22 protein-coding genes are annotated in these 24,312 nt (G+C 64.4%); 8 read left to right on the top strand and 14 right to left on the bottom strand.

The features are described 5' to 3' along the window. Positions 1–68 precede the first annotated feature (68 nt). Positions 69–1,394 (bottom strand): RNA 5'-3' helicase PhoH2, encoded by a 1,326-nt coding sequence (phoH2, locus tag ACODSO_RS13735; protein ID WP_197481019.1) that lies wholly within the window; start codon positions 1,392–1,394, stop codon positions 69–71. Positions 1,395–1,641: 247 nt separating this feature from the next. Next, on the bottom strand, positions 1,642–4,371 hold the full coding sequence (locus ACODSO_RS13740; protein WP_489037369.1) for an ATP-binding protein: 2,730 nt from the start codon (positions 4,369–4,371) through the stop codon (positions 1,642–1,644). A gap of 111 nt (positions 4,372–4,482) precedes the next feature. Between ACODSO_RS13740 and ACODSO_RS13745 the strand changes: the two genes are divergently transcribed. Then, complete coding sequence (locus tag ACODSO_RS13745; RefSeq protein ID WP_068381609.1) at positions 4,483–4,788, top strand: hypothetical protein; 306 nt, start codon at positions 4,483–4,485, stop codon at positions 4,786–4,788. Positions 4,789–4,792: 4 nt separating this feature from the next. On the opposite strand, the gene glyA is transcribed toward ACODSO_RS13745, so the two are convergent. Both glyA and ACODSO_RS13755 read right to left on the bottom strand, forming a co-directional pair. Next, positions 4,793–6,076, bottom strand: a complete 1,284-nt coding sequence (gene glyA, locus ACODSO_RS13750; RefSeq protein WP_489037370.1) for a serine hydroxymethyltransferase — start codon at positions 6,074–6,076, stop codon at positions 4,793–4,795. 104 nt (positions 6,077–6,180) lie between these two features. Continuing rightward, positions 6,181–7,377, bottom strand: coding sequence for a DUF885 domain-containing protein (locus ACODSO_RS13755; protein ID WP_489037371.1), 1,197 nt, complete (start codon positions 7,375–7,377; stop codon positions 6,181–6,183). 224 nt (positions 7,378–7,601) lie between these two features. Between ACODSO_RS13755 and coaA the strand changes: the two genes are divergently transcribed. Next, positions 7,602–8,534, top strand: a complete 933-nt coding sequence (gene coaA / locus ACODSO_RS13760) for a type I pantothenate kinase (protein ID WP_068381575.1) — start codon at positions 7,602–7,604, stop codon at positions 8,532–8,534. Between the two features lie 86 nt (positions 8,535–8,620). On the opposite strand, the gene ACODSO_RS13765 is transcribed toward coaA, so the two are convergent. Further along, positions 8,621–9,382, bottom strand: a complete 762-nt coding sequence (locus ACODSO_RS13765; RefSeq protein ID WP_489037420.1) for an isoprenyl transferase — start codon at positions 9,380–9,382, stop codon at positions 8,621–8,623. Positions 9,383–9,512: 130 nt separating this feature from the next. Here ACODSO_RS13765 and trhA point away from each other — a divergent pair, with 130 nt between their 5' ends. Continuing rightward, positions 9,513–10,178, top strand: a complete 666-nt coding sequence (gene trhA, locus ACODSO_RS13770; protein ID WP_068381571.1) for a PAQR family membrane homeostasis protein TrhA — start codon at positions 9,513–9,515, stop codon at positions 10,176–10,178. On the opposite strand, the gene ACODSO_RS13775 is transcribed toward trhA, so the two are convergent. From ACODSO_RS13775 to mca, 3 genes are read right to left on the bottom strand one after another with little or no spacing between them, the layout of a single operon-like run. Beyond that, positions 10,179–12,188 (bottom strand): thioredoxin domain-containing protein, encoded by a 2,010-nt coding sequence (locus ACODSO_RS13775; protein ID WP_068381569.1) that lies wholly within the window; start codon positions 12,186–12,188, stop codon positions 10,179–10,181. It lies immediately after the preceding gene. 2 nt (positions 12,189–12,190) lie between these two features. Then, positions 12,191–12,454 carry a hypothetical protein gene (locus tag ACODSO_RS13780; protein ID WP_068381565.1) on the bottom strand — a complete coding sequence of 88 codons (264 nt, stop codon included), beginning with the start codon at positions 12,452–12,454 and terminating at the stop codon, positions 12,191–12,193. Next, entirely contained in the window at positions 12,451–13,344 is an 894-nt protein-coding gene (mca, locus tag ACODSO_RS13785) for a mycothiol conjugate amidase Mca (RefSeq protein ID WP_489037372.1), read from the bottom strand. Before mca ends, ACODSO_RS13780 begins: the two co-directional genes overlap by 4 nt. Before the next feature lie 121 nt (positions 13,345–13,465). Here mca and ACODSO_RS13790 point away from each other — a divergent pair, with 121 nt between their 5' ends. The 3 genes from ACODSO_RS13790 to ACODSO_RS13800 all read left to right on the top strand — a co-directional run bounded on the left by ACODSO_RS13790 (position 13,466) and on the right by ACODSO_RS13800 (position 16,004). Then, positions 13,466–13,891 carry a DUF4307 domain-containing protein gene (locus ACODSO_RS13790; protein ID WP_068381558.1) on the top strand — a complete coding sequence of 142 codons (426 nt, stop codon included), beginning with the start codon at positions 13,466–13,468 and terminating at the stop codon, positions 13,889–13,891. Positions 13,892–14,125: 234 nt separating this feature from the next. Continuing rightward, the gene (gene greA, locus ACODSO_RS13795; RefSeq protein WP_068381603.1) at positions 14,126–14,620 is read left to right on the top strand and encodes a transcription elongation factor GreA; all 495 of its coding nucleotides are present in this window, start codon (positions 14,126–14,128) and stop codon (positions 14,618–14,620) included. Between the two features lie 133 nt (positions 14,621–14,753). Further along, the gene (locus ACODSO_RS13800; protein ID WP_068381556.1) at positions 14,754–16,004 is read left to right on the top strand and encodes an acyl-CoA thioester hydrolase/BAAT C-terminal domain-containing protein; all 1,251 of its coding nucleotides are present in this window, start codon (positions 14,754–14,756) and stop codon (positions 16,002–16,004) included. On the opposite strand, the gene ACODSO_RS13805 is transcribed toward ACODSO_RS13800, so the two are convergent. The 3 genes from ACODSO_RS13805 to ACODSO_RS13815 form a co-directional block, all read right to left on the bottom strand. Further along, positions 15,994–16,785, bottom strand: coding sequence for an ABC transporter permease (locus ACODSO_RS13805; RefSeq protein ID WP_068381553.1), 792 nt, complete (start codon positions 16,783–16,785; stop codon positions 15,994–15,996). The two genes, ACODSO_RS13800 and ACODSO_RS13805, sit on opposite strands and share 11 nt — an antisense overlap. Next, on the bottom strand, positions 16,782–17,750 hold the full coding sequence (locus tag ACODSO_RS13810; protein ID WP_068381550.1) for an ATP-binding cassette domain-containing protein: 969 nt from the start codon (positions 17,748–17,750) through the stop codon (positions 16,782–16,784). The genes ACODSO_RS13805 and ACODSO_RS13810 overlap by 4 nt, the downstream gene beginning before the upstream one ends. A gap of 159 nt (positions 17,751–17,909) precedes the next feature. Continuing rightward, a complete protein-coding gene (locus ACODSO_RS13815) occupies positions 17,910–19,229 on the bottom strand; it encodes an outer membrane protein assembly factor BamB family protein (RefSeq protein ID WP_489037373.1) in 1,320 nt (439 codons plus the stop codon). 100 nt (positions 19,230–19,329) lie between these two features. On the opposite strand from ACODSO_RS13815, the gene ACODSO_RS13820 reads away from it, so the two are divergent. Then, positions 19,330–19,704: a VOC family protein gene (locus ACODSO_RS13820; protein WP_068381545.1), complete on the top strand. Its 375-nt coding sequence runs from the start codon at positions 19,330–19,332 to the stop codon at positions 19,702–19,704. A 12-nt stretch (positions 19,705–19,716) separates the two neighbouring features. Here the strand turns inward: ACODSO_RS13820 and ilvA are convergent, their stop codons facing one another. Next, on the bottom strand, positions 19,717–20,874 hold the full coding sequence (gene ilvA / locus ACODSO_RS13825; RefSeq protein ID WP_489037421.1) for a threonine ammonia-lyase: 1,158 nt from the start codon (positions 20,872–20,874) through the stop codon (positions 19,717–19,719). A 59-nt stretch (positions 20,875–20,933) separates the two neighbouring features. Further along, positions 20,934–22,076: an NAD(P)/FAD-dependent oxidoreductase gene (locus tag ACODSO_RS13830; protein WP_489037374.1), complete on the bottom strand. Its 1,143-nt coding sequence runs from the start codon at positions 22,074–22,076 to the stop codon at positions 20,934–20,936. 146 nt (positions 22,077–22,222) lie between these two features. On the opposite strand from ACODSO_RS13830, the gene ACODSO_RS13835 reads away from it, so the two are divergent. Continuing rightward, positions 22,223–23,278, top strand: a complete 1,056-nt coding sequence (locus ACODSO_RS13835) for an alpha/beta hydrolase (protein WP_489037422.1) — start codon at positions 22,223–22,225, stop codon at positions 23,276–23,278. Between the two features lie 10 nt (positions 23,279–23,288). Here the strand turns inward: ACODSO_RS13835 and ACODSO_RS13840 are convergent, their stop codons facing one another. Then, on the bottom strand, positions 23,289–24,299 hold the full coding sequence (locus ACODSO_RS13840; protein ID WP_489037375.1) for an alpha/beta hydrolase: 1,011 nt from the start codon (positions 24,297–24,299) through the stop codon (positions 23,289–23,291). Between the last annotated feature and the right edge of the window lie 13 nt (positions 24,300–24,312).

Consider the following 24,312-nt stretch of genomic DNA (forward strand, 5'->3'; position numbering starts at 1 on the left):
CGTGCCACTGGCGGCGGAGCCGCCGGGGACAAAGCGGAGCCGCCGAGGACAATGCGGAGCCGCCGGCCCTACGCGCTGGTGGGACCGAACTCCTCGAGCATTTCCGTGACCAATGCAGCAATCGGAGACCGCTCACTGCGCGTGAGGGTGATGTGCGCGAACAGTGGGTGCCCCTTGAGCTTCTCGATGACCGCCGCTACGCCGTCGTGCCGTCCGACCCGCAGGTTGTCACGCTGCGCGACGTCGTGTGTGAGTACGACGCGTGAGCCGCTCCCGAGTCGAGACAGAACCGTCAGCAGCACGTTGCGTTCGAGGGACTGCGCCTCGTCGACGATCACGAACGAATCGTGTAGCGAACGTCCACGAATGTGGGTGAGCGGCAACACTTCCAACATCCCACGGGCAATGACTTCTTCCATCACCTCAGGGCTGGCGAGACCGTCGAGCGTGTCGAAGACAGCCTGAGCCCACGGCCCCATCTTCTCGCTTTCGCTTCCGGGCAGGTAGCCGAGCTCCTGTCCGCCGACTGCGTAGAGCGGGCGGAACACAACGACCTTCCGGTGCGTTCGACGTTCGAGTACGGCCTCGAGCCCGGCGGTGAGCGCAAGAGCCGACTTACCGGTACCGGCCTTGCCGCCGAGCGAGACGATGCCGATGCTCTCGTCGAGCAGAAGATCCAGTGCCACACGCTGTTCCGCGGAACGACCATGCAGTCCGAACGCCTCACGCTCGCCGCGGACCAGCTGAACCTGCTTGTCGGGAGTGACCCGTCCCAATGCGCTCGAACGCCCACCTAGGAGGCGAACGCCGGTGTGGCACGGCATTTCCCGAGCACCGTCCAGATCGATGACGCCTTCGGCGAAGAGCTGGTCGATGTCGCTTGCCTGCACTTCGAGCTCGGCCATACCGGTCCATCCCGACGGCACCACATCGTGTGCGTGATACTCGTCGGCGGGGAGTCCGACGGCACCCGCCTTGACGCGAAGCGGAATGTCCTTGCTGACGAGGACGACGTCCTTACCCTCGGCGGCGAGGTTCAAGGCGCAGGCAAGGATACGAGAGTCGTTGGAATCGGTACGAAAGCCAACGGGCAGGACCGAAGGATCGGTGTGGTTCAGCTCGACTTGCAGTGTGCCACCGTCTGTTCCGATGGGAACCGGCTGATCCAGACGACCGTACTCGACACGGAGATCGTCGAGCATGCGCAAGGATTCCCGCGCGAACCATCCCAGTTCATGGTGATGGCGTTTACCCTCCAACTCACTGATGACTACCAGCGGGAGAACCACATTGTGCTCGGCGAACCTGATGACAGCCCACGGATCCGACAGAAGAACCGAGGTGTCCAGCACGAATGTTCGGAGAGGGGCGGAAACGGAGCGTGAAGTGGTCACGTGGGGCTCCTATGTCTGGCGCGGCACCGCTCAGACGTCTGTTGCTCGGCCGGTCGGTCTGACGTGTCAGGTGACACGAGGACCGGGTGCCGGCCCTCTCGCGCTCACTTGCTCAGTCACGTATCAGAACCTCCCGCACAGGCAGCTTCCCCGCTGTCTGTTATTGCCGACGGTACATCCGAAACCTGCGGTTGGCTCGCCGAGAAAGGGGTGTGTTGGTGAACAACGCGTTAACCGCACCGCCGAGTCAGCCGTGGCGCCACACCCGGGCGATGTCGGCTCGCCTGCTGCAGCCCAGTTTGGCGAGAATGTTGCGGACGTGGGTTTCGACGGTGCGCTCGGACAGGAAGAGCTTTTCGGCGATGCGACGATTGCTCAGACCCACGACCACCTCGGCGGCGACCGCTCGTTCACGAGGCGTCAATCGGTCGAGTTCGTCGAGTAGATGTCGGGTTGCGCGAAGACGCTCCGGCAGATCGAGCGCAGCGAACTCCGCGGCAGCCGCGTCGAGTAGCTTCCGCACGTCGGTGGTGTTGCCGGTCCGGTATCGGACCTCGGCGAGCCCGAACCTGCTCATCGCAGCAAACGGCCGCGCGCCGATTGCGTCGTTGGCCTCGATCGCACTCGTGTAGTACTTGTCGGCGTCATCGTCCAAGCGGGCGGTGGACGCGAGATCGCCCAGCAGGCGAGCCATCGACCCGCCGCAGAACACCACGCCGGAACCGTCGCACATGAAGTACTCGGCGTACTCGCGGAGGCGCCCGAACACATCGACGGCGGTCTCGACGTCGTCCAGCGCCACAGCGACCGTCCCGACGAGAGACATCAGCGGCGTCCACCGCGGACCGCGCCGCACAGTCGACGGCATCGATCGGAACGGCGCGAACCTAGCCCGCGCCAAGCCGTGGTCACCGGCCAGCGACGCCAGCAACGGCTCGTAGATGCGCACCAGAGGGATGTCCGGCGCGTGCTCGAAGGCACCGAGAATCGATGACCGGGTCTCCTCGTCCACTTCGCCCCGCACGGCAGCCAACTGGCCGAGAAACGCGAAGTGCAACCCGATGAGCGAGAGGTCACCCGTCGACGAACTCACCGCCAGCGCGTCGTCGTTCGATCGCAGCGCAGCGGCCATGTCTCCGATCAACGCCGCCCGCGTGGCACACACACGGTGGTAGTGCCAGCGCGCCACCGGCAACGCACTTCGGTCCGATATTCGCTGCACGACGTCGATCTGTTCGTCGACTAGGTTCAAATCACCTGTCTGCAGCGCGGCCTGAATCAGCCACAGGTGCCCCCACAGCTCGGCAAGCGCTTCGCTCGCCCTTGGCCCGACCGCGATCGCGCGCAGCGCCAATTCTCTCCGCTGCTCGACGTGCCGCATGTCCGCGAGCGCAATGTGCCGCGCCCGAACAGCGTCGAGCACTGCGTCGGCGTCCGGATCCGTGTGGTCGTCGAGCATGGTATCTACAAGTTCCAAGGACTCGGCCGACCACCGTGACGCGGCATCCGGTCGATCGGTTTCGGCCGCAGCGACAGCTCTACCGGCAAGCAGACGCGCTTTGGCGCCCGCGGGGATTCCGGCGCGGGACAGCACCGCCCCACACATACGGTCCACCCGCATCAGCAGATCCGGAACCCCGACGCCGCGAACAAGCGCCGCAGCTCGCACGACCACGTCGTCGTCCTCGGGGTACTGCAAGACCACCTGTTCACACAGTTCGACGCTCGTCTCGACGTGCCCGGCTGCGAATTCGGCTTCCGCACGTTCGAGGGTCGCAATGGCGGACGGCGCAGCCTCACATGCCAGGGCAGCCATCGCGGCGGCCTCGTCGTAGGCAAGTATCGACTTGGCCTGATCGGCAGCAATCCGCGCCCACCGCGCACATTCGGCGCGCTCGCCGGCCCGACGCCACTGCACGGCTGTCGTCGCGGCATCAGTCTCGCCTCGCGCCGACAGGACCTGCGCATACCTGCAGTGGATTGCCCGACGCCTCGACGGCGACAGGTTCGCATAGGTGGCATCCCGGACGAGCGAATGCGCGAACGCAACCGTGCCGGTATCGCAGTCCGCCACGAGCGCTCCAGCCCGGAACGCGTCATCCAACTTCGATTCGACCCACGACGCACTCGTGCCCGCAACCTCGGACAGCAAGTCGAGGTCGATGCGGTCGCCGATCACACTGGCATCGTCGAGGAGGTCGCGAGCATCGGCGTCGAGTACGGAAACCGGCTCGAGAGCCAATGCGCGCAACGTCGGATCGTCCGCAAGTGCCGAGGGAAGATCGAGCCGCCCGGAGGCTTCCGCTCGTGCGGCGAGCAACCGGACGAACAGCGGGTTGCCCCCGGTGGCGTCGCGCAGCCGGACGGCATGTCGGCGTTCCGCGATGTGGGGTGCCGAAACCCTCAACCACTGGAGCACTTCGTCGCTGGAAAAACCCTGGAGTACAACCGAAGACGACGATCCCACCGAGGGTTCGGCACGACGGGACGTGCACAGCACGAGCACTCGACGGTCCAGAACGGACCGGGCGACGTGCTCGAGCAACAACATCGACGACGGATCGAACCAGTGCAGGTCTTCGAGCACCAGTACCAGTCCGGCGGCGGGAGCTGCGTCCGCCACAGCCGTCGCGACGTCGTCGAACATGGCGAAGCGCGCATGGGGCGAGATGACGACGGGATCCGTCCGATTCAGAGCTGATGCCACCGCTTCGACGGATCTTCCGAGGCGACGCCACGGCCACAGCGGCGGCATGCCGTCGTCGTCGATCCCGTAGCTGCGCAAGACCGTGATTCCGTAGTGTTCGGCGATGCGCGCCGCCGCCTCGACCAGCGTCGTCTTGCCGATGCCCGCCCCGCCGGACACCACGACCGTTCCTCCTCGACCACGCGACAATCCGACCAGCGCAGCGCGCAGCGCGGCGAGTTCTGCGGCCCGACCGACTATGCGAAATGCATCCGGCTCGTCGGCGATCATGAACAAGAAGTATCCGCCGAAACCTCAGTACCTGCCTACGTATCAGCACTGATGTGCTCGGTGCGGCAGCGGAACATCCTGGAAAACACACAATCGTTCCAGGAGGACACCATGCATGCACAACTGACCTACTTCGACGGCCCACGCACAGCCGAACAGCTTGCAGCAGCGGACTTCGGCACAGAGAACAGAATCAAGCCCGCGGTGGCGCGGGTCGACGGAGTTCAGCGTGTCTACGTGCTGCGAGCGGACGACGGCAGCGAAGTGGTGGTCGTACTCGCCGATTCGGAAGATGCGCTGTTGTCCGCGCAGAAGGCCATCATGGCGACGGAGCTGCTGCCCAACGAGGATCCCGCGCTCCTCACCGGGCCCGATCGCGTCGAACTATTCCCGGTGATGGAGGTGTGGGAGCCGTAGCGAGCTAGCCGAGCAAGCCCCAGTCCTCGAGCCCGTCGTACAGCGGCACGCTCTGTGCGAGCTTCACGACGCGCTCCTTGAGCGAATCGCTGGCTTCACCGGTAGCTAGGGCGGTGCCGATGATATCGGCAACCTCGGTGAACTCGGCTTCGCCGAACCCGCGCGTGGCCAGTGCCGCGGTGCCGATTCGCAGGCCGGAGGTGACCATGGGCGGACGCGGGTCGAACGGGACGGCGTTGCGGTTGACGGTGATGCCGACCTCGTGCAGAAGGTCCTCGGCCTGCTGGCCGTCGAGCTGACTGTTTCGCAGGTCCACGAGAGCAAGGTGAACGTCGGTGCCGCCGGTCAGCACTGACACACCCTTGTCCGCGACATCGGCGCCGTTCAGCCGTTCGGCCAGCAGCGAGGCACCGAGGAGGGTGCGCTCCTGACGTTCTTTGAACTCGGGCGTCGCGGCGATCTTGAAGGCGACGGCCTTGGCTGCGATGGCGTGCATGAGCGGTCCGCCCTGCTGACCGGGGAAGACCGCGGAGTTGATCTTCTTGGCCCATTCTTTCTTGGCGAGGATCAGGCCGGAGCGAGGACCGCCGAGCGTCTTGTGCACCGTCGAAGAGACGACGTCCGCGTAGGGGACGGGTGAGGGGTGCACGCCTGCCGCCACGAGACCGGCGAAGTGGGCCATGTCGACCCATAGAAGCGCACCGACCTCGTCGGCGATGGAACGAAACGCCTCGAAATCCTGATGCCGCGGGTAGGCAGACCAACCGGCGATGAGAACCTGCGGCTTGGCCTGGACGGCCTGCTTGCGCACCTCGTCCATGTCGATCCGGTGGTCCTCTTTGCTGACGCCGTAGGACTCGACCTCGTAGAGCTTGCCGGAAAAGTTGAGCTTCATGCCGTGCGTGAGGTGTCCGCCGTGTGCCAGATCGAGGCCCATGATCTTGTCGCCCGGGTTGATCAGCGCCATCAGCACTGCGGCGTTGGCCTGCGCACCCGCGTGCGGCTGGACGTTGGCGAACTCGGCGCCGAACAGTTCCTTCGCACGGTTGCGCGCGAGATCCTCGACGACGTCGACGTGCTCGCAGCCGCCGTAGTAACGACGGCCGGGGTAGCCCTCGGCGTACTTGTTGGTCAGGACGCTGCCCTGAGCCTGCAGCACTGCGCGCGGGACGAAGTTCTCCGACGCGATCATCTCGAGGGTGTCGCGCTGGCGACCGAGTTCGCCCGCCATGGCTTCGGCGACCTCGGGGTCGAGCTCGGCCAGAGACAGGTTGTTGACATCGGTCATTTCAAGAATCTCCAAAGGAACGCAGCGAGGTGGGCGTATACAGCTTAAGATATGCGCCGTCAGCACCCGTGTGCGCATGGTTGTCGCCCGTCGTTACGACTGGTTCAGAGGGTGCGCAAGGCACTCGGAATGAGCGGCTCGTCGAGGAGCCGACCGAACAGCGCCGAGCGCTCGCCGACCGTCGCACCGCGGTCCAACCAACCGTCGAGAAGCTTGTATCCCTCGACGTACGTGCTGATGTATGCGCGCCACAGCGGCGACGACAGGAACTTCAAACTTTGACGCGCCCGCTTGGGCGACGCCAGTGACCACCTCTCCAGGTATGCGGCGACGTCGTCCTGCGACTTGTGCTGGTCGTGCAGCAGTAGAGCCGCATCCTGACGGACCCCGAGCAGCTGACTCGACGCAGCGGACAACCGCTCGGCCTTCTCTCCGTCGAATCGAAGCCCCAGATCGGCATAGATCTCCTGCGCCCACAGCCCCCAACCTGGTCCGACGATGGACTCGAGAGCCAGGTCGGCAAGTCCTTCGGCCATCAGGCACTGAGGGGTGTTGACGAGGAACAGCGTCTGCTCCAGCTGACCAGCCGAGACCAGTCCGGCTTCCTTCCTGCAGTGCTCGGTGTGGTGGCCGGGATATGCCTCGTGCGCGATCAGGTGCGGCAGGTGCGCCATCTGCTGATCCAGATCGGAATTGATCGCCACTGTGGACGTGTAGTTGCCGAGGTAGTAGTTGAATCCCGACCACGGCTTGTCGCCGACGACCTCGTAGTTCACCTGCTCGGTCTCCGGCAGTGCGTACTCGGCGCGAACCCGGTCACGAAGGGCGCTCGAGAAGGCGTCGACGCAGTCCTGCAATCGGTCCGCGGGCACGACGTCCGCGGATCGGTGTGCCGCCAGACGTTCGGCCAGCGAGCCGGGGCCGTCGAGTACCTCGTCCATCCGGCGATGTGCCTCCCGATACCCATCCTGATCACCCCGCTCGATCCGGACGTCGAAGTACGCGAAGACCTCGTCGACGAAACCGATGTCGTCGCCCGCGAACTTGCGGCCCGAACACTCGAGCGCGCGGAGATGGACATCGATGAAGTCGGCCCGCTGCTGCGGCAAGTCGGTGCTGGCGAGTTCCGCGCGAAGTTCCGCAGCCCTCCGTGCCAGGGCTCGGGGCTCGGGCGCAGGTGCGTTCTCGGTCTGTCTGCGCAGCTCGGGATCACCGGTGTACGCGTCGACGAACCCTTTCTCGAGCCGGTCGAATTTCAGACCGAGTAGAAGATACTCGCGGACGAAGGAATCGGCATTCATGTGGATCGACATTAGCGGGCGTCAGGGGTGGAGCTGAACGGAGCGACCCGGGCGTCAGGGGTGGAGCTGACGGAACGACCCGGGCGTCAGGAGTGGACATGAACGCGCGGTGAACCACCCCGCCCGTGCGAGTCTTTGTGCCAGCGAGCACAATCTGAAGCCATGCGACTAGCGCTCTCTCGGAGCACACGCCGTCCGGGCCACCGCTACCTACGCAGCGTTCGGTGTCGCGAATGAGCGAATCCAGTCCGTACGTCGAGTTCGACCGCGCTCAGTGGCGGACGCTGAGGCAGTCGACCCCTCTTGTTCTCACCGAGGAAGAACTCGTCGGCCTCAGGGGTCTGGGCGAGCAAATCGATCTCGACGAGGTGGCCGAGGTCTATCTTCCTCTCGCGCGACTCATTCACCTTCAGGTTGCCGCACGACAGCGTCTGTTCGCGGCGACCGCAACGTTCCTCGGCGAGAAGCATCCCGACCGTCAGGTGCCGTTCGTCATCGGAGTCGCCGGCAGCGTTGCCGTCGGAAAGTCGACCACTGCGCGTGTTCTGCAGGCGCTGCTCGCCCGGTGGGACCATCATCCCCGCGTCGATCTGGTCACCACCGACGGATTCCTGTATTCGACAGGAGAACTGATGCGTCGCGGGATCCTGCACCGCAAAGGATTTCCGGAGAGTTACGACCGGCGCAAGTTGCTGCGCTTCGTCACCGAGGTGAAGTCCGGGGCTGAGGAAGTGGCGGCTCCCGTCTACTCGCACGTGTCGTACGACATCATCAAAGGCCAGTTCCATATGGTCCGTCAGCCGGACATCCTCATCGTCGAGGGCCTCAATGTGTTGCAGACCGGCTCTCGCCTGATGGTGTCCGATCTGTTCGACTTCTCGATCTACGTCGACGCCCGCATCGAGGACATCGAAGCGTGGTACGTCAAACGCTTTCTCGCACTGCGTGAGACGTCGTTCACCGATCCGTCCTCGCACTTTCACCACTACGCGGGTCTGTCCGACGAGCATGCCCGGATAGCGGCCGAGGACCTGTGGCATTCGATCAACCTGCCGAACCTCGTCGACAATATTCTGCCTACTCGCCCGCGGGCAACGATGGTGCTACGCAAGGACGCCGACCACACCATCAACAGGCTGCGGCTGAGGAAGCTCTAGGCCCTCCGGCCCAGTGGCACGGAAACGCGCACCCTGGGACACTTAACCGCGCCACTGGCGGCGGAGCCGCCCAGTGGCACCGAGCGCTAGATCCCGAACCGCCGGTGCCGCGCAGCGTAGTCACGCAAAGCCCGCAGGAAGTCGACGCGCCTGAACTCGGGCCAGTATGCCTCGGTGAACCATATTTCCGAATATGCGCTCTGCCACAGCAGAAATCCCGACAGCCGCTGCTCGCCCGAGGTTCGGATCACGAGGTCCGGGTCGGGTTGACCGGAGGTGTAGAGGTGCGAGTCGATAGCTTCGACGCTGACCGCCCGAACGAGCTCGTCGCCGGTGACACCCTCGGCGATCTTCTCACTGAGTAGACCCTGCACTGCGTCGGCGATCTCTTGACGCCCGCCGTATCCGACGGCGACGTTGACGTGGGTTCCGGTTCGCCCCGCTGTCAGGCGTGCTGCTTCCTTCAGCCTTCGCGCAGTCGGCTCGGGCAGCGACTCTAGCGTTCCGACGATCTTGACGCCCCAGTTCTGCTCGGGCCCGCAGATTTCTTCGACGACGTCGGTGATGATCTCGAGCAGAGAGTCCAGCTCGTCGGGATCGCGACGCAGATTCTCCGTCGACAGCAGATAGATCGTCGCCATTTCGATGCCGGCAGCGTCGCACCAGCCGAGCATTTCGGCGATCTTGAGTGCGCCCATCCGATGTCCGTGTGCGACGTCGGTGAATCCGTTCTCCCGCGCCCAACGCCTGTTTCCGTCGCACATCACAGCCACGTGACGGGGGTGCGCCACATCATCGAGCTGCGTCAGTAGGCGCCGCTCGTACACGTTGTAGAGGACGCTGCGCATCTTGGTCGGGAGAATCTTCACCGAGACATCACCACGGGGCACAACCTTACGCCGACGCATATGCGCTACCCGCCGGTAGAGTAGGCACTGAACCTACGGTCACGTAGGTAGCGCAGAGGAGGTTGTGACAATGACGATGTTCGGAATCGACGAACTCCCCGTCAAGCCCCGCATGCGCGGGTGGATACACCTGTACGCATTCGGAGTTGCAGTCGTCGCCGGAATCGTGCTGGTGACCCTCGCGTTCAGCATGGTGTCGGCCAGCGCCGGCATCGCCACCGCCGTCTATGCCGTCACCGTCTGCGGGGTGTTCGGAGTCAGCGCCACCTACCACCGCGTGCACTGGGACAACCCTGCGCATCGCATGTGGATGAAGCGGGCGGATCACTCGATGATCTTCGTGTTCATCGCCGGCAGTTACACCCCGTTCGCGGTCCTCGGTCTCCCCCCGAACACTGGTCGCACTCTGCTCATCGTCGTCTGGCTCGGGGCGCTGGGCGGCGTCGCGCTGAAGATGTTGTGGCCCCAGAGCCCACGCTGGATCGGCGTTCCCCTGTACCTGATTCTCGGGTGGGCCATCGTCCCGGTTGCACCGACGCTCATCCAGCAGGTCGGCTATGCGCCGTTCATCCTGCTGCTGGTCGGCGGGGTTCTGTACAGCATCGGCGCAATCCTCTACGCCACCAAGTGGCCCAACCCCTGGCCGACGACATTCGGCCATCACGAGTTCTTCCACGCTGCAACCGTGCTCGCCGCGATCTGTCACCTCGTCGCGGTTTGGTTGGTGTTGTTCTAGCTATCGTTGCAGCGCCCGGAGCAGATCCTGCTCGGTCGTGACCGGACGGTCGCACACGAAGCCGCGGCATACGTACGCAGCCTCGTGCCCCTGGATCGTCGGTCGGTCGGCCAACAGCGGTGAGGAATCGACCGCTCCGGCCACGATGGTGGCGCCGCCCGGGGCATGCGCACGGGCAATCCGGAGTAGCCGACTGTCTCCGTCGGTGGAGATCGCTACCTGCAGCGGCCCACGGACGGAGGCTTCCGCGACGGCGAGCCAGTGGCCTCCCGAGCGCGGCGCCCGTTCCAGCACGAGCGCGGCCCCAGCAAGCCCGGCCGAGGCGATCTCGCCGTACCTCGTCCCGAGATCGGGTGCCATCAGCGCTTCGGCGATCAGCAGGGCTTCGGTGATCGTCGACGCACCGGACGGGGTCGCATTGTCGAGCGGATCTCGCGGGCGCGTGACCAACGTCTCTGCATCGTCGGCGGTATCGAACCAACTTCCGGGATGGTCCGCATCGGCGAAGTGCTCGATTGCGGCGTCGAGAAGCACCCGCGCCCGCCCGGACCACACGAGGTCGCCGGTCGCCTGAAACAGCGACAGCGACGCTACCGCCAAGCACGAGTAGTCCTCGAGCACTCCCGTGGCGTCGCCGACGTGAGAGCCGAGCGACGCCCGACGCAGCCTGCCATTCTCCTCGTGCCGAGCAAAGATCTGCTCACCGCACTCGACGGCCGCATCGATCCAGTCGAGGCGTCCCAATCCCGCACCCGCTTCGGCAAGAGCGGTGATTGCCAATCCGTTCCACGCGGTCACCACTTTGTCGTCGCGGCCCGGTTGCGGCCGCTGATTGCGTGCGTCCATCAACTTGCCGGCGACGCCGGTGTAGCGCTCGAAGTCCTCGGGATCCTCCGGCAGCTGTAGCACCGACATTCCGGCCTCGAACGTGCCCGAGGAGTCGACGGCGAACAGCCCCGCGGCCCAGACACCGTCCTCGAATCCGAGTACATCGACGAGCTGCTCCGGGGTCCATGCATAGGTCAACCCCTCCACACCCTCGGTGTCGGCGTCGAGCGCAGAGGCGAAACACCCTGTATCGGTGCGGAGTTCACGAAGCATGAAGTGTGCAGTCGCGTCTGCGATCCGGATTGCGAGCGGATCGGAGGTGACGCGCGCGAGATGACCGTAGAACCGCAGCAGCAGCGCGTTGTCGTAGAGCATCTTCTCGAAGTGCGGGACGATCCACTCCGCGTCGACGGAGTAGCGCGCGAAGCCGCCCCCGATCTGGTCGTAGATCCCTCCGCGCGCCATCGCCGCCGCCGTGCGCTGCACCGCGGCAAGAGCAGCTGCAGATCCGGTCCGCTCGTGATGCCGCAGCAGCCCTTCGAGTAGCGCTCCTGGCGGAAACTTCGGTGCGCCACCGAATCCGCCGAAATCGACATCTTCGTCCCCGAGCACCGACGCGACGGCTTCGGCCAGCAGGTCCGAGTCGACGGGCCGATCCGACGTCGGGATCCGGCCGGAATTCTCCCGCAGCGCCTCGGTGATCGCGGCGGAGGCGTCGAACACGTCGTTTCGACGAGTAGCCCAGGTGTCTGCGATGGCCTCGAGCAGCTGCGGGAAGGACGGCGTCCCCGCGCGAGGCTTGGGCGGGTAGTAGGTGCCGCAGTAGAACGGTTCGCCGTCCGGGGTGAGGAAGCAGGTCATCGGCCACCCGCCCTGACCCGTCATCGCGACGGTGGCGTTCATGTACACGGCGTCGAGATCCGGTCGTTCCTCGCGGTCGACCTTGATGCAGACGAAGTTCGCGTTCATCAGGGCTGCGATGGCCTCGTCCTCGAAGGACTCGTGGGCCATGACGTGGCACCAATGGCACGCGGAGTACCCGATCGACAACAGGATCGGGACATCGCGGTCCCGAGCCGATTCCAACGCCTCGGGAGTCCACTGCTGCCAGTGGACGGGATTGTCGGCGTGCTGACGCAGGTACGGACTCGTAGCCGTGTCCAGTCCGTTGCCGTCCAGCACGGTCAGTTCTCGCCGGCCTTCGACTGTGTTCCGTGCTCAGGACCGACATCGCGAACAGCGCCCCTGTCGGTGCCCTCGTCCAATTCCTGATCGGCTACCGGATCGTCCTTCTCGAACGTATCCGGGAGCTTCTTGATCTGCTTGTTCATGGACCAGATGAGAAGCGCGGTGCCGACGAGCAGAGCCACGATGATGACCAGCCCGATCGGCGAGGACTTGCCGAACTCCGGACCCGGCGCACCCTGGGCCAACAACTCCACGATCACCTGACGGTCCCTGTCTCACGGTCGGCGGCATCGATTCCGGCGAAGAGTTCCGTTTCCGGAATCGAGGTCTTCACCCGTGTTCGCGCCAACTCGTACTCCTCGGTCGGCCACAACTTGCGCTGCACTTCGAGGGGCACGGCGAAGAACGAACCGTTGGGATCGATCTGGGTGGCGTGTGCGCGCAGTGCGTCGTCCCGCTGCTCGAAGTAATCGCCGACGGTGACCTGCGTGGTGATGCGTTCCATGATCTCGTCACGCTCGGTGGTCCATCGCTTCAACCAGTCGACGAACGGACTTTCCTCGCCGCGATCGACGAACCAGTCGTGGAACAGCTGCATCTTCTTCCGCAGGAAGCCGTGCGAGTAATACAGCTTGAGCGGGGTCCACGGGTCACCTGCGTCGGGAAACTTCTCCGGATCGCCTGCAGCTTCGTAGGCCGCGACGGACACCTCATGGCATCGGATGTGGTCCGGATGCGGGTAACCGCCCTTCTCGTCGTATGTGGTGATCACGTGCGGCTTGAACTCGCGGATGACCTTGACGAGAGCTTCGGTGGACTCCTCGAGCGGCACGAGCGCAAAGCAACCCTCGGGGAGCGGCGGCAACGGATCACCCTCGGGAAGACCCGAATCCACATAACCCAGCCACGTTTGCCGAACTCCGAGGATGCGTGCAGCCTCGGCCATCTCCTCGCGTCGCACTTCCTCGATGCGGTCGCGCACACCGGGGATGTCCATCGCCGGGTTGAGGATGTCTCCTCGCTCGCCACCAGTGAGGGTCACGATCAGGATGTCGTTTCCCTCGGCTGCGTACCGAGCCGTCGTCGCGGCACCCTTGCTCGACTCGTCGTCAGGATGGGCGTGCACCGCCATGAGCCGTAGTCCGGACACGTTCTTTCCTCACCTCAGCTTCGCCTGCTTCTTTCGCTCCCCCTATAGTTCCACTTGGCGCCGACATGCCTCGCACCGGCTGCCGCAGACCTGACAACGTTCCGTTCCGACGAAAGTTCGTATGACTGCCACGCTCCCCGAAGGCCGGTATCCGGTATCGACCACGCGTCGAGCATTGGGCGGTCGAACGAAGAACATCCTGCTGGTAGGCGTCCTGCTTGTCGGACTTGCAGTCGCCTACCTCGGCTACCTGCGTTTCGCTGTGCAGGACGTCGAGGGAAAAGCACTGTCCTTCGACCTGGTGGACGATTCGACCATTTCCATCGGCTTCAGCGTCACCCGCGCCGACCCGTCGAACGACGTCGTCTGCATCGTTCGTGCTCGCTCGCGTGACGGTTCGGAGACCGGTCGTCGCGAGGTGCTCATTCCTGCCTCGTCCACGCAGGAAGTCGAGGTGACGTCGGTCGTGCGCACCTCGAAGCCGCCCGCCATGGGCGACGTATACGGGTGCAGCACGAATGTCCCCGACTATTTACGGGCAGGCTGACCTACCGCTGCCTCGTGGTAAGATTGCGCTGTACACGGTTCCGAACTGGAGCCGTGTATTGCTGCATTGACGGCCAGAGCAGCAGGTGACGGCGCCTACGGGCTCCGACACGGCAGCCGGCTCAGGAAGCGGGCCGATCAGGGGTTTCTCTGAAATTCTCTGCACACACGCGTGCGCCCGTCAGCATCAAGACCGGGAGTCCACCGCGACTTCGACTACAAGGGAGTGATCGAGATGACCGAGACCCAGGTGACCTGGCTGACCCAGGAATCCCACGACAGGCTCAAGAGCGAACTCGACCAACTCATTTCCAATCGCCCGGTCATCGCCGCCGAAATCAACGAGCGACGCGAAGAGGGCGATCTGAAAGAGAACGGCGGCTACCACGCAGCACGCGAGGAGCAGGGCCAGCAGGAAGCCCGCATTCGCCAGCTTCAGGAGTTGCTCAACTCGGCCAAGGTCGGCGAAGCACCCACTCAGTCCGGGGTAGCGCTACCCGGATCAGTGGTGAAGGTCTACTACGACGGCGACGAGTCGGACACCGAAACGTTCCTCATCGCGACCCGCGAAGAGGGCGCCCGCGACGGCAAGCTCGAGGTGTACTCCCCCAGCTCACCGCTCGGCGGAGCCCTCATCGACGCCAAGGTCGGCGACACCCGTGAGTACTCCCTCCCCAACGGCAAGACCATGAAGGTCACCCTGCTGAGCGCGGAGCCGTACCACACGTAAACACCACTAGGTGTCACGGAAGCCCCCGGTCAGGAACCTGACCGGGGGCTTCGTCGTTCGTGGGAGACAATTCATCCGGTTCGGGTGAGCGGATGCGCGGTACCCGCGAGGGAATCTATCGCACACTTGAAGCATGGAACCCGTCTCACTGCAGGTCGACCCGGTTTCAGGACCGATAGACGGCCCGACGGTGTTCCGCGCCCACGGGGTCGCCCCCGGCCTACCCGTCCATCTCGACGTCGCCGTAGTCGACGCGAACGGTCACCGATGGGTCTCGCACCAGGACTACCCGATCGATGCCGACGGCCTGCTGCAGATCGAGGACCCCGACCGACCGTGGTGGAACATGATGTTCGTCGACGAGGGGGTTCCGCCCGTGACGTTCGCGGGCTCCGACGAGGGCCTCGACTTCTCCGTGTCGATTCACGCGCTCGAAGGGTCATCGAGCACCACCGTCCGACGAACATGGGGCGACGCCGTTGTACGGCAGGATCTCGCCGGCGACGGATGGAGGCTGCGGATCTACCTCCCCGACACGGACAGGGCCATCTCCCCCGGCGTCGTCGTCATTCCCGGAACCACCGGTGCTCGACCCGCCGCACCTACCGCGGCATTGCTCGCCTCGCACGGGTACGTCGCGGCCGTGCTGGTGTACATGGACGAGCCCGGGTTGCCCGAGAACTTCGCGGAAATCCGTCTCGAAGCGATCGCCGACGCCATGGCGGCGTTCGCCGAGCACGAGCACGTCGACCCCGAGAACATTGCCGTGTTCGCGGCATCCGTCGGGGTGTCGGTCGCCCTCGCCGCTCTCGCCTACATCCCGTCGATCACGGTGCGCGCAGTCGTCGCCATTGCTCCCGCACACGTCGTGCTGCAGGCGCTGGCCGACGGACAACCACCCAAGACCTCGTCACTCACGTTGGGTGGAGAGCCATTGCCCTACATGCCGATTCGTGCCGAAAAACTTGCCGGTCAGATGCTCAGAACTGCGTCGCGACGGATGTTCTCGCGGGCGCCGACGTCGCGTGCATTGAAGCTCCGGCCTGCGTACGAGGCCGGTCTGCGCGATGACGCCGCCGTGTCTGCGGCGGCGATTCCGGTCGAGAGGATCGACGCGCCGATCCTCGCTGTCGCCGGTGTCGCGGACCAGTCCTATCCAGCGGATCGAATGGCCCGAGCCCTCATCGCTCGCCGGGGTCGAGACACGGACCGCCTTCTGATCCTGCCCAATGCTGGGCACTTCCTCAGGCCCCCCGCAACCCCGACCACAGTGGACCGCAACGACAGCATCGTCTCCGGTGGCACTCCGGCCGGGACCGCGAAAGGTCAGCGTCGGATGTGGACCGAGGCGCTGAGCTTCTTACAGGCCAATCTCAGGCGGTGAGAGTTCTTTCGTACTTGCGGACCGAGAGCGGTACGAAGATGACGAGGAACAGAACTACCCAGATCAGTGTGTACAGCACAGGATTCTGCAGCGGCCAGGCTTCCGGCGGCGGCGCCATCGGGTTGGTGTTTCCGAACAGTTCGCGTACGGCGAGGGTCACCGAGGAGATCGGATTCCATTCCGCGATGGTCTTGAGGACGGTCGGGAATCCGTCGATCGGAACGAACGTGTTCGCGATGAACGTCAGCGGAAAAATGACGATGAACGACGCATTGTTGAAGATCTCGGGTGAGCGAACCGTCAATCCCACGAACGCCATGACCCACGAGATCGAGTACGCGAAGAGCAGGAGTAGGACATAGCCGGCCAGCGCTTCGAAGAACGACGACGTGATGCGCCACCCGACGATGAGACCCGTGATCGACATGATCGTGATGGTCACGATGTTGTTGCCCACGTCGGCCGCAGTACGCCCGATGACAACAGCCGAGCGCGCCATCGGCAACGACCGAAACCGGTCCATGACGCCCTTCTGCAGATCCTCGGCGAGCGAGGATCCGGTGATGGACGCGCCGAAGATCATGGTCTGGACGAAGATTCCACCCATGAGGAAACTCTTGTAGTCGACACCGGGAATGTCGATGGCGCTGCCGAAGACGTACGCGAACAGCAGCACGAACATGATCGGCGACAGCGTGGCGAAGAACAGTAGGTCCGGAACTCGCTTGAGCTTGATCAGGTTCCGCTTGGTGATGATGAGGGAATCGTGAAGAACGCTCATTTCTCTTCCTCCACTGTCTGCTCTTCCTCTGTGGCGTGGCCGGTGAGCGTGAGAAATACGTCGTCGAGATTGGGACGCCGCAGACCCACGTCCACGACCTGGATACCTGCCTCTTTGATCTGCACGAGGGCGGTGGTCAGATCGTCGGCGCCGCCACTGACGGGCATGCCGATACGACGCGTCTGCTCGTCGTAGGACGGCGCGTCGAGTCCGATCGGGGCGAGCAGCGCGAGAGCACGGTCCTTGTCCGACGCGTCGGTGAGAACGAACTCGAGGCGTTCGCCGCCCACCTGAGATTTGAGGTGGTCGGCTGTGCCCTCCGCGATGATCGACCCTTTGTCGAGGACGATGATCTTGTCGGCAAGCCGGTCGGCTTCTTCCAGATACTGCGTGGTCAGCAGGATTGTCGTTCCGTCCTGCACCAGGTCGGAGATGAAGTCCCACATCGCAATTCGACTGCGCGGATCGAGACCGGTCGTCGGTTCGTCGAGGAAGACGACCTTGGGCCGACCGATGAGGCTGGCGGCAATGTCGAGCCGCCGCCGCATCCCACCGGAGTACTGCTTGGCCGTGCGGTCACGGGCGTACTCCAGATCGAAACGAGCCAACAGCTCATCGGCACGCTTACTCGCCTCGGCCTTCTTCAGACCGAACAGGCGTCCGACCATCTCCAGGTTCTCGTACCCGGTGAGGTACTCGTCCACGGCCGCGAACTGGCCGGTGAGTCCGATGGACTTTCGAACCTCGTTCGGCTTGTCGCCGACGTCGATGCCATGCACCTTCGCCGTTCCCGATGTCGCCTTCAGCAGCGTCGCCAGAATACGAACCGCTGTGGTTTTCCCGGCACCGTTGGGACCCAGCACGCCGAGGACCGTTCCCTCCGGCACAACGAAGCTGATCCCGTTCAGAGCCACGTTCTTGCCGTACTCGAGTACCAAATTCTCGACTTCGATGGCGTTCGCCATGATGTAAGTTCCCCATTCCAGTAGAGCGGTCGAAAGTTCAGACTCGAAACCTGTCGAAGATTAACCGGTCCGGATCGAACCTGCCGTCCACAGATTCCTCGATCAGCGCCCGGAGGGGATGGTACTGGGCACCACCGACATATTTTCTTCTGTCGTACCTCAGCGTGTGGGAGCCCACACCGTCGAACCGTTTCGGTCCGATACGGTCAGCACCCCGGCGACCTTCGCCACGGACATTTCACGTGGATCCGCCCCTGCGGGCCACGGCACCGACCACATCATCGTGCCGTCCGAGGCGCGGATCGCATGCATGCCGGTGTAGTCGCCGAACACGTAGTGCTCACCGTCGGTCGTACCCGCACGTGCCCAGTAGGCGTCCAGCCAGGGCGTCGTCCACGTTGTCCGACCTGATTCGAGATCGATACCCGAGAACGTACGGGTTTCCGACGATCGCACGATGACCGTGCTGCCCACCACGGCAAGTACGGCAGAGTTGACACCCCCGTTGTTTTCCAGCGTGGCGGGGTTGCGCCACAGCTCGGCCCCGGAGTTCGGATCGTAAGCACCGTCACCGAGGAACAGCGGGAGGTCCTCCTCCCCGATGTTCGCCCACGGTTGCGGTGCGAGTCCGAACGTTGCGACGGGTACCTCGGTGCGGACCTGTCCCGTCCCGTCGAGAATCACCTCGCGCAGCGAGCCGTCCCGGTCGAGAGTCACGTTGGCGTACAGCTCGTTCCCCAGAGGAAGCGGGTTCACACCGGCAAACGTGAAACGAGGCTCACCCGAGTCGATGTCGATGATCTGGTGCGTACCGCTGGAGTAGACATCGACGATTCCCCGATCCGGAAACGCGGCAGGTGACGCGGGCTGTCCGGGGACCGGCGACGCAAAACTCGCATGCCAGTATGCGTCGAGATCGGTCAGTGTTCCGCGGTGAATCGTGGACAGCATCATGTCCTCGCTTCTGGCGGATACGTATCCCACGCGTGCAGCAGCCCGCACGTGGTAGACGTAGAAGTCGGTGGCGAGGTCACCCAGAATGCGTCCATCGGTGACATCGAGATACACGACGCGATTGTCGCCATAGCAGGCCAGGACGGTGTCGTCGATCTCCTCCGCACATTGCCGAACCGGCCCGATATCGCGCAGCCACAACCGTTCACCACTGCTGGGGTCCAGCGCCAGAACCCTGAGTCCGATCGGATTCTGCGAGTAGTCACCGTCGGCCAGCCCCACCAACATAGGCGCGCCGTCGCCCGGGATCGTCGGTAGCGCGAAGCTTCGCGAGTGCGTGACGGTACCGAGTGCGGCAGGATCGAGCCTCCAGGTAGGCGTCGGTGCCATCGCGAAATCTCCTGCGCCGAAGCGTGCGTCGACCATGTCCCCCGGCGATCGAGAAGGCGACTCTTCGGCGGCACAACCGGCGATGAGTCCCGCTACCACGACAAGCCCCGCAATACGACGGCGTCCGGTCTTCACCACGGTCACTGTACGTGTCTTGACTTTTCTTGTGCCGACGGGCGGGCTCGGCTAACGTACTGCACGAGCCCCCGATGGGCCTAGCAGAAGGCATGAAAATATGTCGATCACGTTCAACCACACCATCATTGCCACCACGGATCCACAGTCGACGGCGCAGTTCTACCTCGACGTCCTCGAAGCGACCATGGCTCCATCATGGGGCCCGTTCGTCAACATTCAGCTCGACGACCACGTGATGTTGCAGTTCGCGAGTCCGCCGGTCGAATATCACCCACAGCACTATGCATTCCTCGTCGACGACGCCCTGTTCGATCGTGCCTACGACCGGATCAGGTCCCGCGACATCGAGCATTGGGCAGATCCACAGCGGACCCGACCAGGCGAAACCAACACCGAGCACGACGGGCGAGGCGTGTACTTCCTCGATCCAGGCGGAAACTATCTGGAATTGATCACGCGGCCGTACTTCTAGCTTTCGCCCCTTCTAGCTTTCGACCGTGACCGCATACCCGCTGGCCGCGAGCGCATCGAGCACGTCCTGGCGATGCGTCGGACCGCGGGTCTCCACCGTCAACATGACGTCGACTTCCTCGAGTCCCAACTGCCCGCCGGTACGGGAATGGACGACGTCGACGACGCTGGCACCGAGCTTCTTGACGACGTCGAGCAGACTGAGAAGGCCGCCTGGCCGGTCCGAAATCGTCACGCGCACAGCAAGATAGCGACCCGCGGCACGCAATCCATGCGTGATGACGTGGGTCAGCAGCAGCGGATCGATGTTACCGCCGGACAGAATGGCGCACACCGGACCGTCGAGCATCAGGTCGTCGCGCGACATCAGTGCGGCGACAGCCGCTGCGCCTGCCGGTTCGACGATGAGCTTGGCGCGTTCCACACACAGCAACAGCGCGCGGGACAACGCGTCCTCGGAGACCGTCACGATGTCGTCCACAAGGTCGACCACATGGTCGAACGGCACGCTGCCCGGCAGTCCGACGGCAATGCCGTCGGCCATCGTCGACATGGATTCGGCGGCGATCGGGTGGCCCGCCTTCAATGATGCCGGCCATGCCGCGGCGCCCTCCGCCTGCACTCCGACCACCCGCACACCCGGCTTGTGCAGGTGCACCGCAGCGGCGACGCCTGCGAGCAGTCCACCTCCGCCCGTCGGTACGACGATGGTCCCGACGTTCGGCATCTGCGCCAGCAGTTCGGTACCCAATGTCGCTTGTCCGGCAACGATATCCGCGTGATCGAACGGGTGGATCAGTACGGCACCGGTCCTGGCGGCGAACTCGCGGGCGTGACCGAGTGCCTCGTCGACCGTCGAACCGACCAGGGTGATCTCTGCCCCGTAGGCCTTGGTGGCAACGAGCTTGGGCAAGGACACGCCTGTCGGCATGAAGACAGTCGATGGAATACCCAATTCCGATGCTGCCCAGGCAACTCCTTGCGCATGATTACCTGCACTCGCCGCGACGACACCGTTTTCGCGGTCGGCGGCGGACAATTTCGCGATGCGGTTGTACGCACCACGTGGCTTGAACGATCCTGTGCGCTGCAGGTTTTCGCACTTGAGCCGCACTTCGACGCCAGTGAGGTCGGACAGAATTCGCGATGCGACCACCGGGGTGCGGCGCATGACCGGCCCGAGCAGGGCTTCGGCGTCGGCGATGTCTTGGGCGGTGAGGAGACCGCCGCTCACGCGGGCTGGCCGATCTTGGCGCGCATCTTCATGACCGCACCCGCTTTGCCCGCACCGACGACTGCCGTAAGAATTCCGTCACGGACGTAGTATGCCAGGAATTTTCTACCGTCGTCCTCGACGATTTCGACAGTATCGTTGGGCGACGGTGATCCGAGGGCCTGAATCTTCAGGTCGTACTGGTCGCTCCAGAAGTAGGGCACGACAGCACGCGTTGCGCCCGGTTCGACGCCGAGCAGCGCCGGTGCCATTACCTTGACCTGGTCTGCGACATTGCTCCAGTGCTCGACCCGCCGGACCGTGCCATCCACCGTCCATCCCGCCACGTCGCCGACTGCCCACACGTGCGGATCGCTGGTCCGTCCCGTTGCGTCGGCCAGGACGCCGTTGCCGATCGCGATTCCGGAGCCGGCCAACCACTCCACCACCGGCGTCGATCCGACGCCGACCACGACGGTGTCCGCCTCGATCTCGGTGCCGTCGGTCAGAAGCACGTGCGTCACCCGCTCGGCGCCACGCACCGTGTCCACGCCGACTCCGGTGCGCAGGTCGACTCCCTCCGCGATGTGCATGCGGCCGACGAGGGCGCCGACGTCCTCGCCGAGCACCGACGCCAGCGGCGTCGCCTGGGGTTCGACGAGCGTCACGCCCACTCCGAGATGCCTGAATCCCGCGGCCAGTTCGCACCCGATGAAGCCTGCACCGATCACGACGGCATGCGTGCTGGAGGCCGCGGCGCGGCGTAGCGCATCGGCGTCGTCGCGCGAGCGGAGAACGTACACGCCCGCACGTTCCGGGACGGAGGGCAGTCGCCTGGGTCGCAGTCCGGTGGCAACGACCAGTCGGTCGTAGTCGATCGTCGTGCCGTCGGCGAGTTCGAGAACGCGGTTCACCGGATCGAGCGACGTCGCGGCCGAACCGAGGCGCAGTTCGATGCGATGGTCGTCGAAGTACTCCTGCGGCTCGAACGTCGTATCCTCGCGTTCCCCGCGGATCACCTCCTTCGACAGCGGTGGCCTGTCGTAGGGAAGGTGGGCCTCGTCGCCGACGATCACGAGCTCGCCGTCGTACCCCAATTTGCGCAGTTCCTGCGCGCTACGAAGCCCAGCCAGTCCGGCACCCACGATCACGATCGTCATGAAAGAGATCTCTACCAGACATTCGCGAGTGGACCGGCGGGGGCACGTCGAAGTCCGTGCGGTCACGTATCGTCCGGTCAGCACGCACACGAGATCAGAGGTGGAAATTGACACGCAGGGTGTTCGGCCGCGCTCGATGGATCGCGATGACCGGCGTCATGGCTGCGGCAGTGGCCTCCACGACCGGCATAGGCACCGCCGCCGCGGACGAGCGTTCGACCGACCCCATCATCTTCTCGAACGCCCTGCTGGCAGAGCCGGTTTCCGCCAACGGCTCGAAGATCGTGTCCGCGTCGATCGACGGCCGAAGTCTCACCCTGCAGGTCTACTCGGCCGCGATGGACAAGGACATCCCCGTGACGGTCCAGCGTCCGAAGGACGCCTCTGTACCGCGGCCAGTGCTCTACCTGCTCAATGGCGCCGGCGGCGGCACCGACAGTGCGACATGGCTCGAGAAGACCGACGTCGGTGACTTCCTTGCCGAGCAGGACGTCAACATGGTGATGCCTGCAGGGGGAAGATTCGCCTACTACACCGACTGGAAGCGAGACGATCCAGTTCTCGGTCGCAACAAGTGGCGCACGTTCCTCCTCGACGAACTGCCTCCGCTCGTCGACGCAGCCCTGGGCACCGACGGCGTGCAGGCGATCGCGGCCAACTCGATGACGGCCACTGCCGTGCTGCAGTTGGCGATCGCGCGGCCCGGCTTCTACTCGGCCGTGGCCGGATACAGCGGATGCGCGCAGACGTCCGATCCGGTCGGTCGGGCGTTCGTCGAACTCGTCACCGAGACATGGGGAGGCGGCGATGTCCGCAACATGTACGGCGAGCCCGACGATCCAGCCTGGGTCGACAACGACCCCGTCGTCAACGCAGAGGGCCTACGAGGGTCCACGTTGTACATCTCCAGCGGCAGCGGAACGCCTGGCCCCTACGACCAGTTCGACGACTCGGCCACCTTCGAACGCACGACCGAGAACATCGTGAAGCAGGTCGCCGTCGCAAACCAGATAGTTCTCGGCGGTCCCATCGAGAGCGCGGTCAACTGGTGTACCCACAACCTGAAGAACCGTCTCGACGAGCTACGGATACCGGCTACGTTCGACTTCGACCCCGTCGGCACCCACTCGTGGAGCTACTGGCAGGACGCCTTCTACAGGTCGTGGCCCACACTCGCCAGCGGTCTCGGTGCTGGCGAGTAGTGGACTTCGATCAGATACCCATCCCCTTGGCCAACACTGGCCAGGAATCATGCAGGGCCTGCTCCCAGTACGGCCAGTAGTGTGTTCCGACCGGCGGGAACTGGTAGGTCGCCGGGATACCGAGAGAGTCGAGCTTGTTCTGCAAGTTGTGCGAGCAGTAGTTCGTTGCGCCCTCGATGACGATGCCCAGGCCCAGGTTCACAACACCCTGCGGTCCTTTGCCTTCGGTGTAGTACCGCACATCCTCCGGCTGCGGAACCCCGCTACCGCTGGAGATGTAGAGGTTGGTTCCGCGGAGCTTCTCGGCATTGATGACCGGGTCGTTCGCAGCCCATGCTGGATCGTTGTCTGGGCCGTACATGTTCACGGTGTTGCCACCTGCCCACGTCTCCACCGACAGCTTCACGAACTGCCTACCCAACGGGTCGGCGATCTGTGCGCAGCCGCTGTACGCCGCAACGGACTTGAACAGTCCGGGCTTGGCCTCGGCCATCTGCAGGACTGCGGTGCCGGACGTGGACAATCCGGCCAGCGAGTTCAGGCCGGTCGAGCCGAGTGTGTCGTCGAGCAGCGGTGGGAGCTCCTGAGTCAGGAAGGTCTGCCACTTGTTCACCCCGAGGGCGGGGTCTTCCTGGCGCCAGTCGGCGTAGTAGCTGCCGCGGCCGCCGATCGGAAGAACGACGTTGACCTGCTTGTCGGAAAGGAAGGTCAGCGCGTCCGTCTGCTGCTGCCAGCTCGCCGTGCCCTCGCCTGCGTCGAGACCACTGAGCAAGTACATGTTGGGCGCCGGGGTGGATTCGTCGACGGGACGCTGCACCTGGACGGTGATGTCCTTGTTCATCGCCGCCGAGTACACCTGCAGAGTCCAGGTGCGGCCGTCTTTCTCGACCGACGAGACCGACGATGCGCTTGCTGGTTCTGCCGCGGCGACGCCACCGAAAGTGGCGAGCGTCAGGGCTGCGGCCACGGCCACTGCCGTCTTCCGCAGCACCGCTCGTTTACGTAGCGAAGAAAGCCTCATTGCGAAGTCGATT

It is taken from the genome of Rhodococcus sp. FG69 (genome assembly GCF_057808915.1).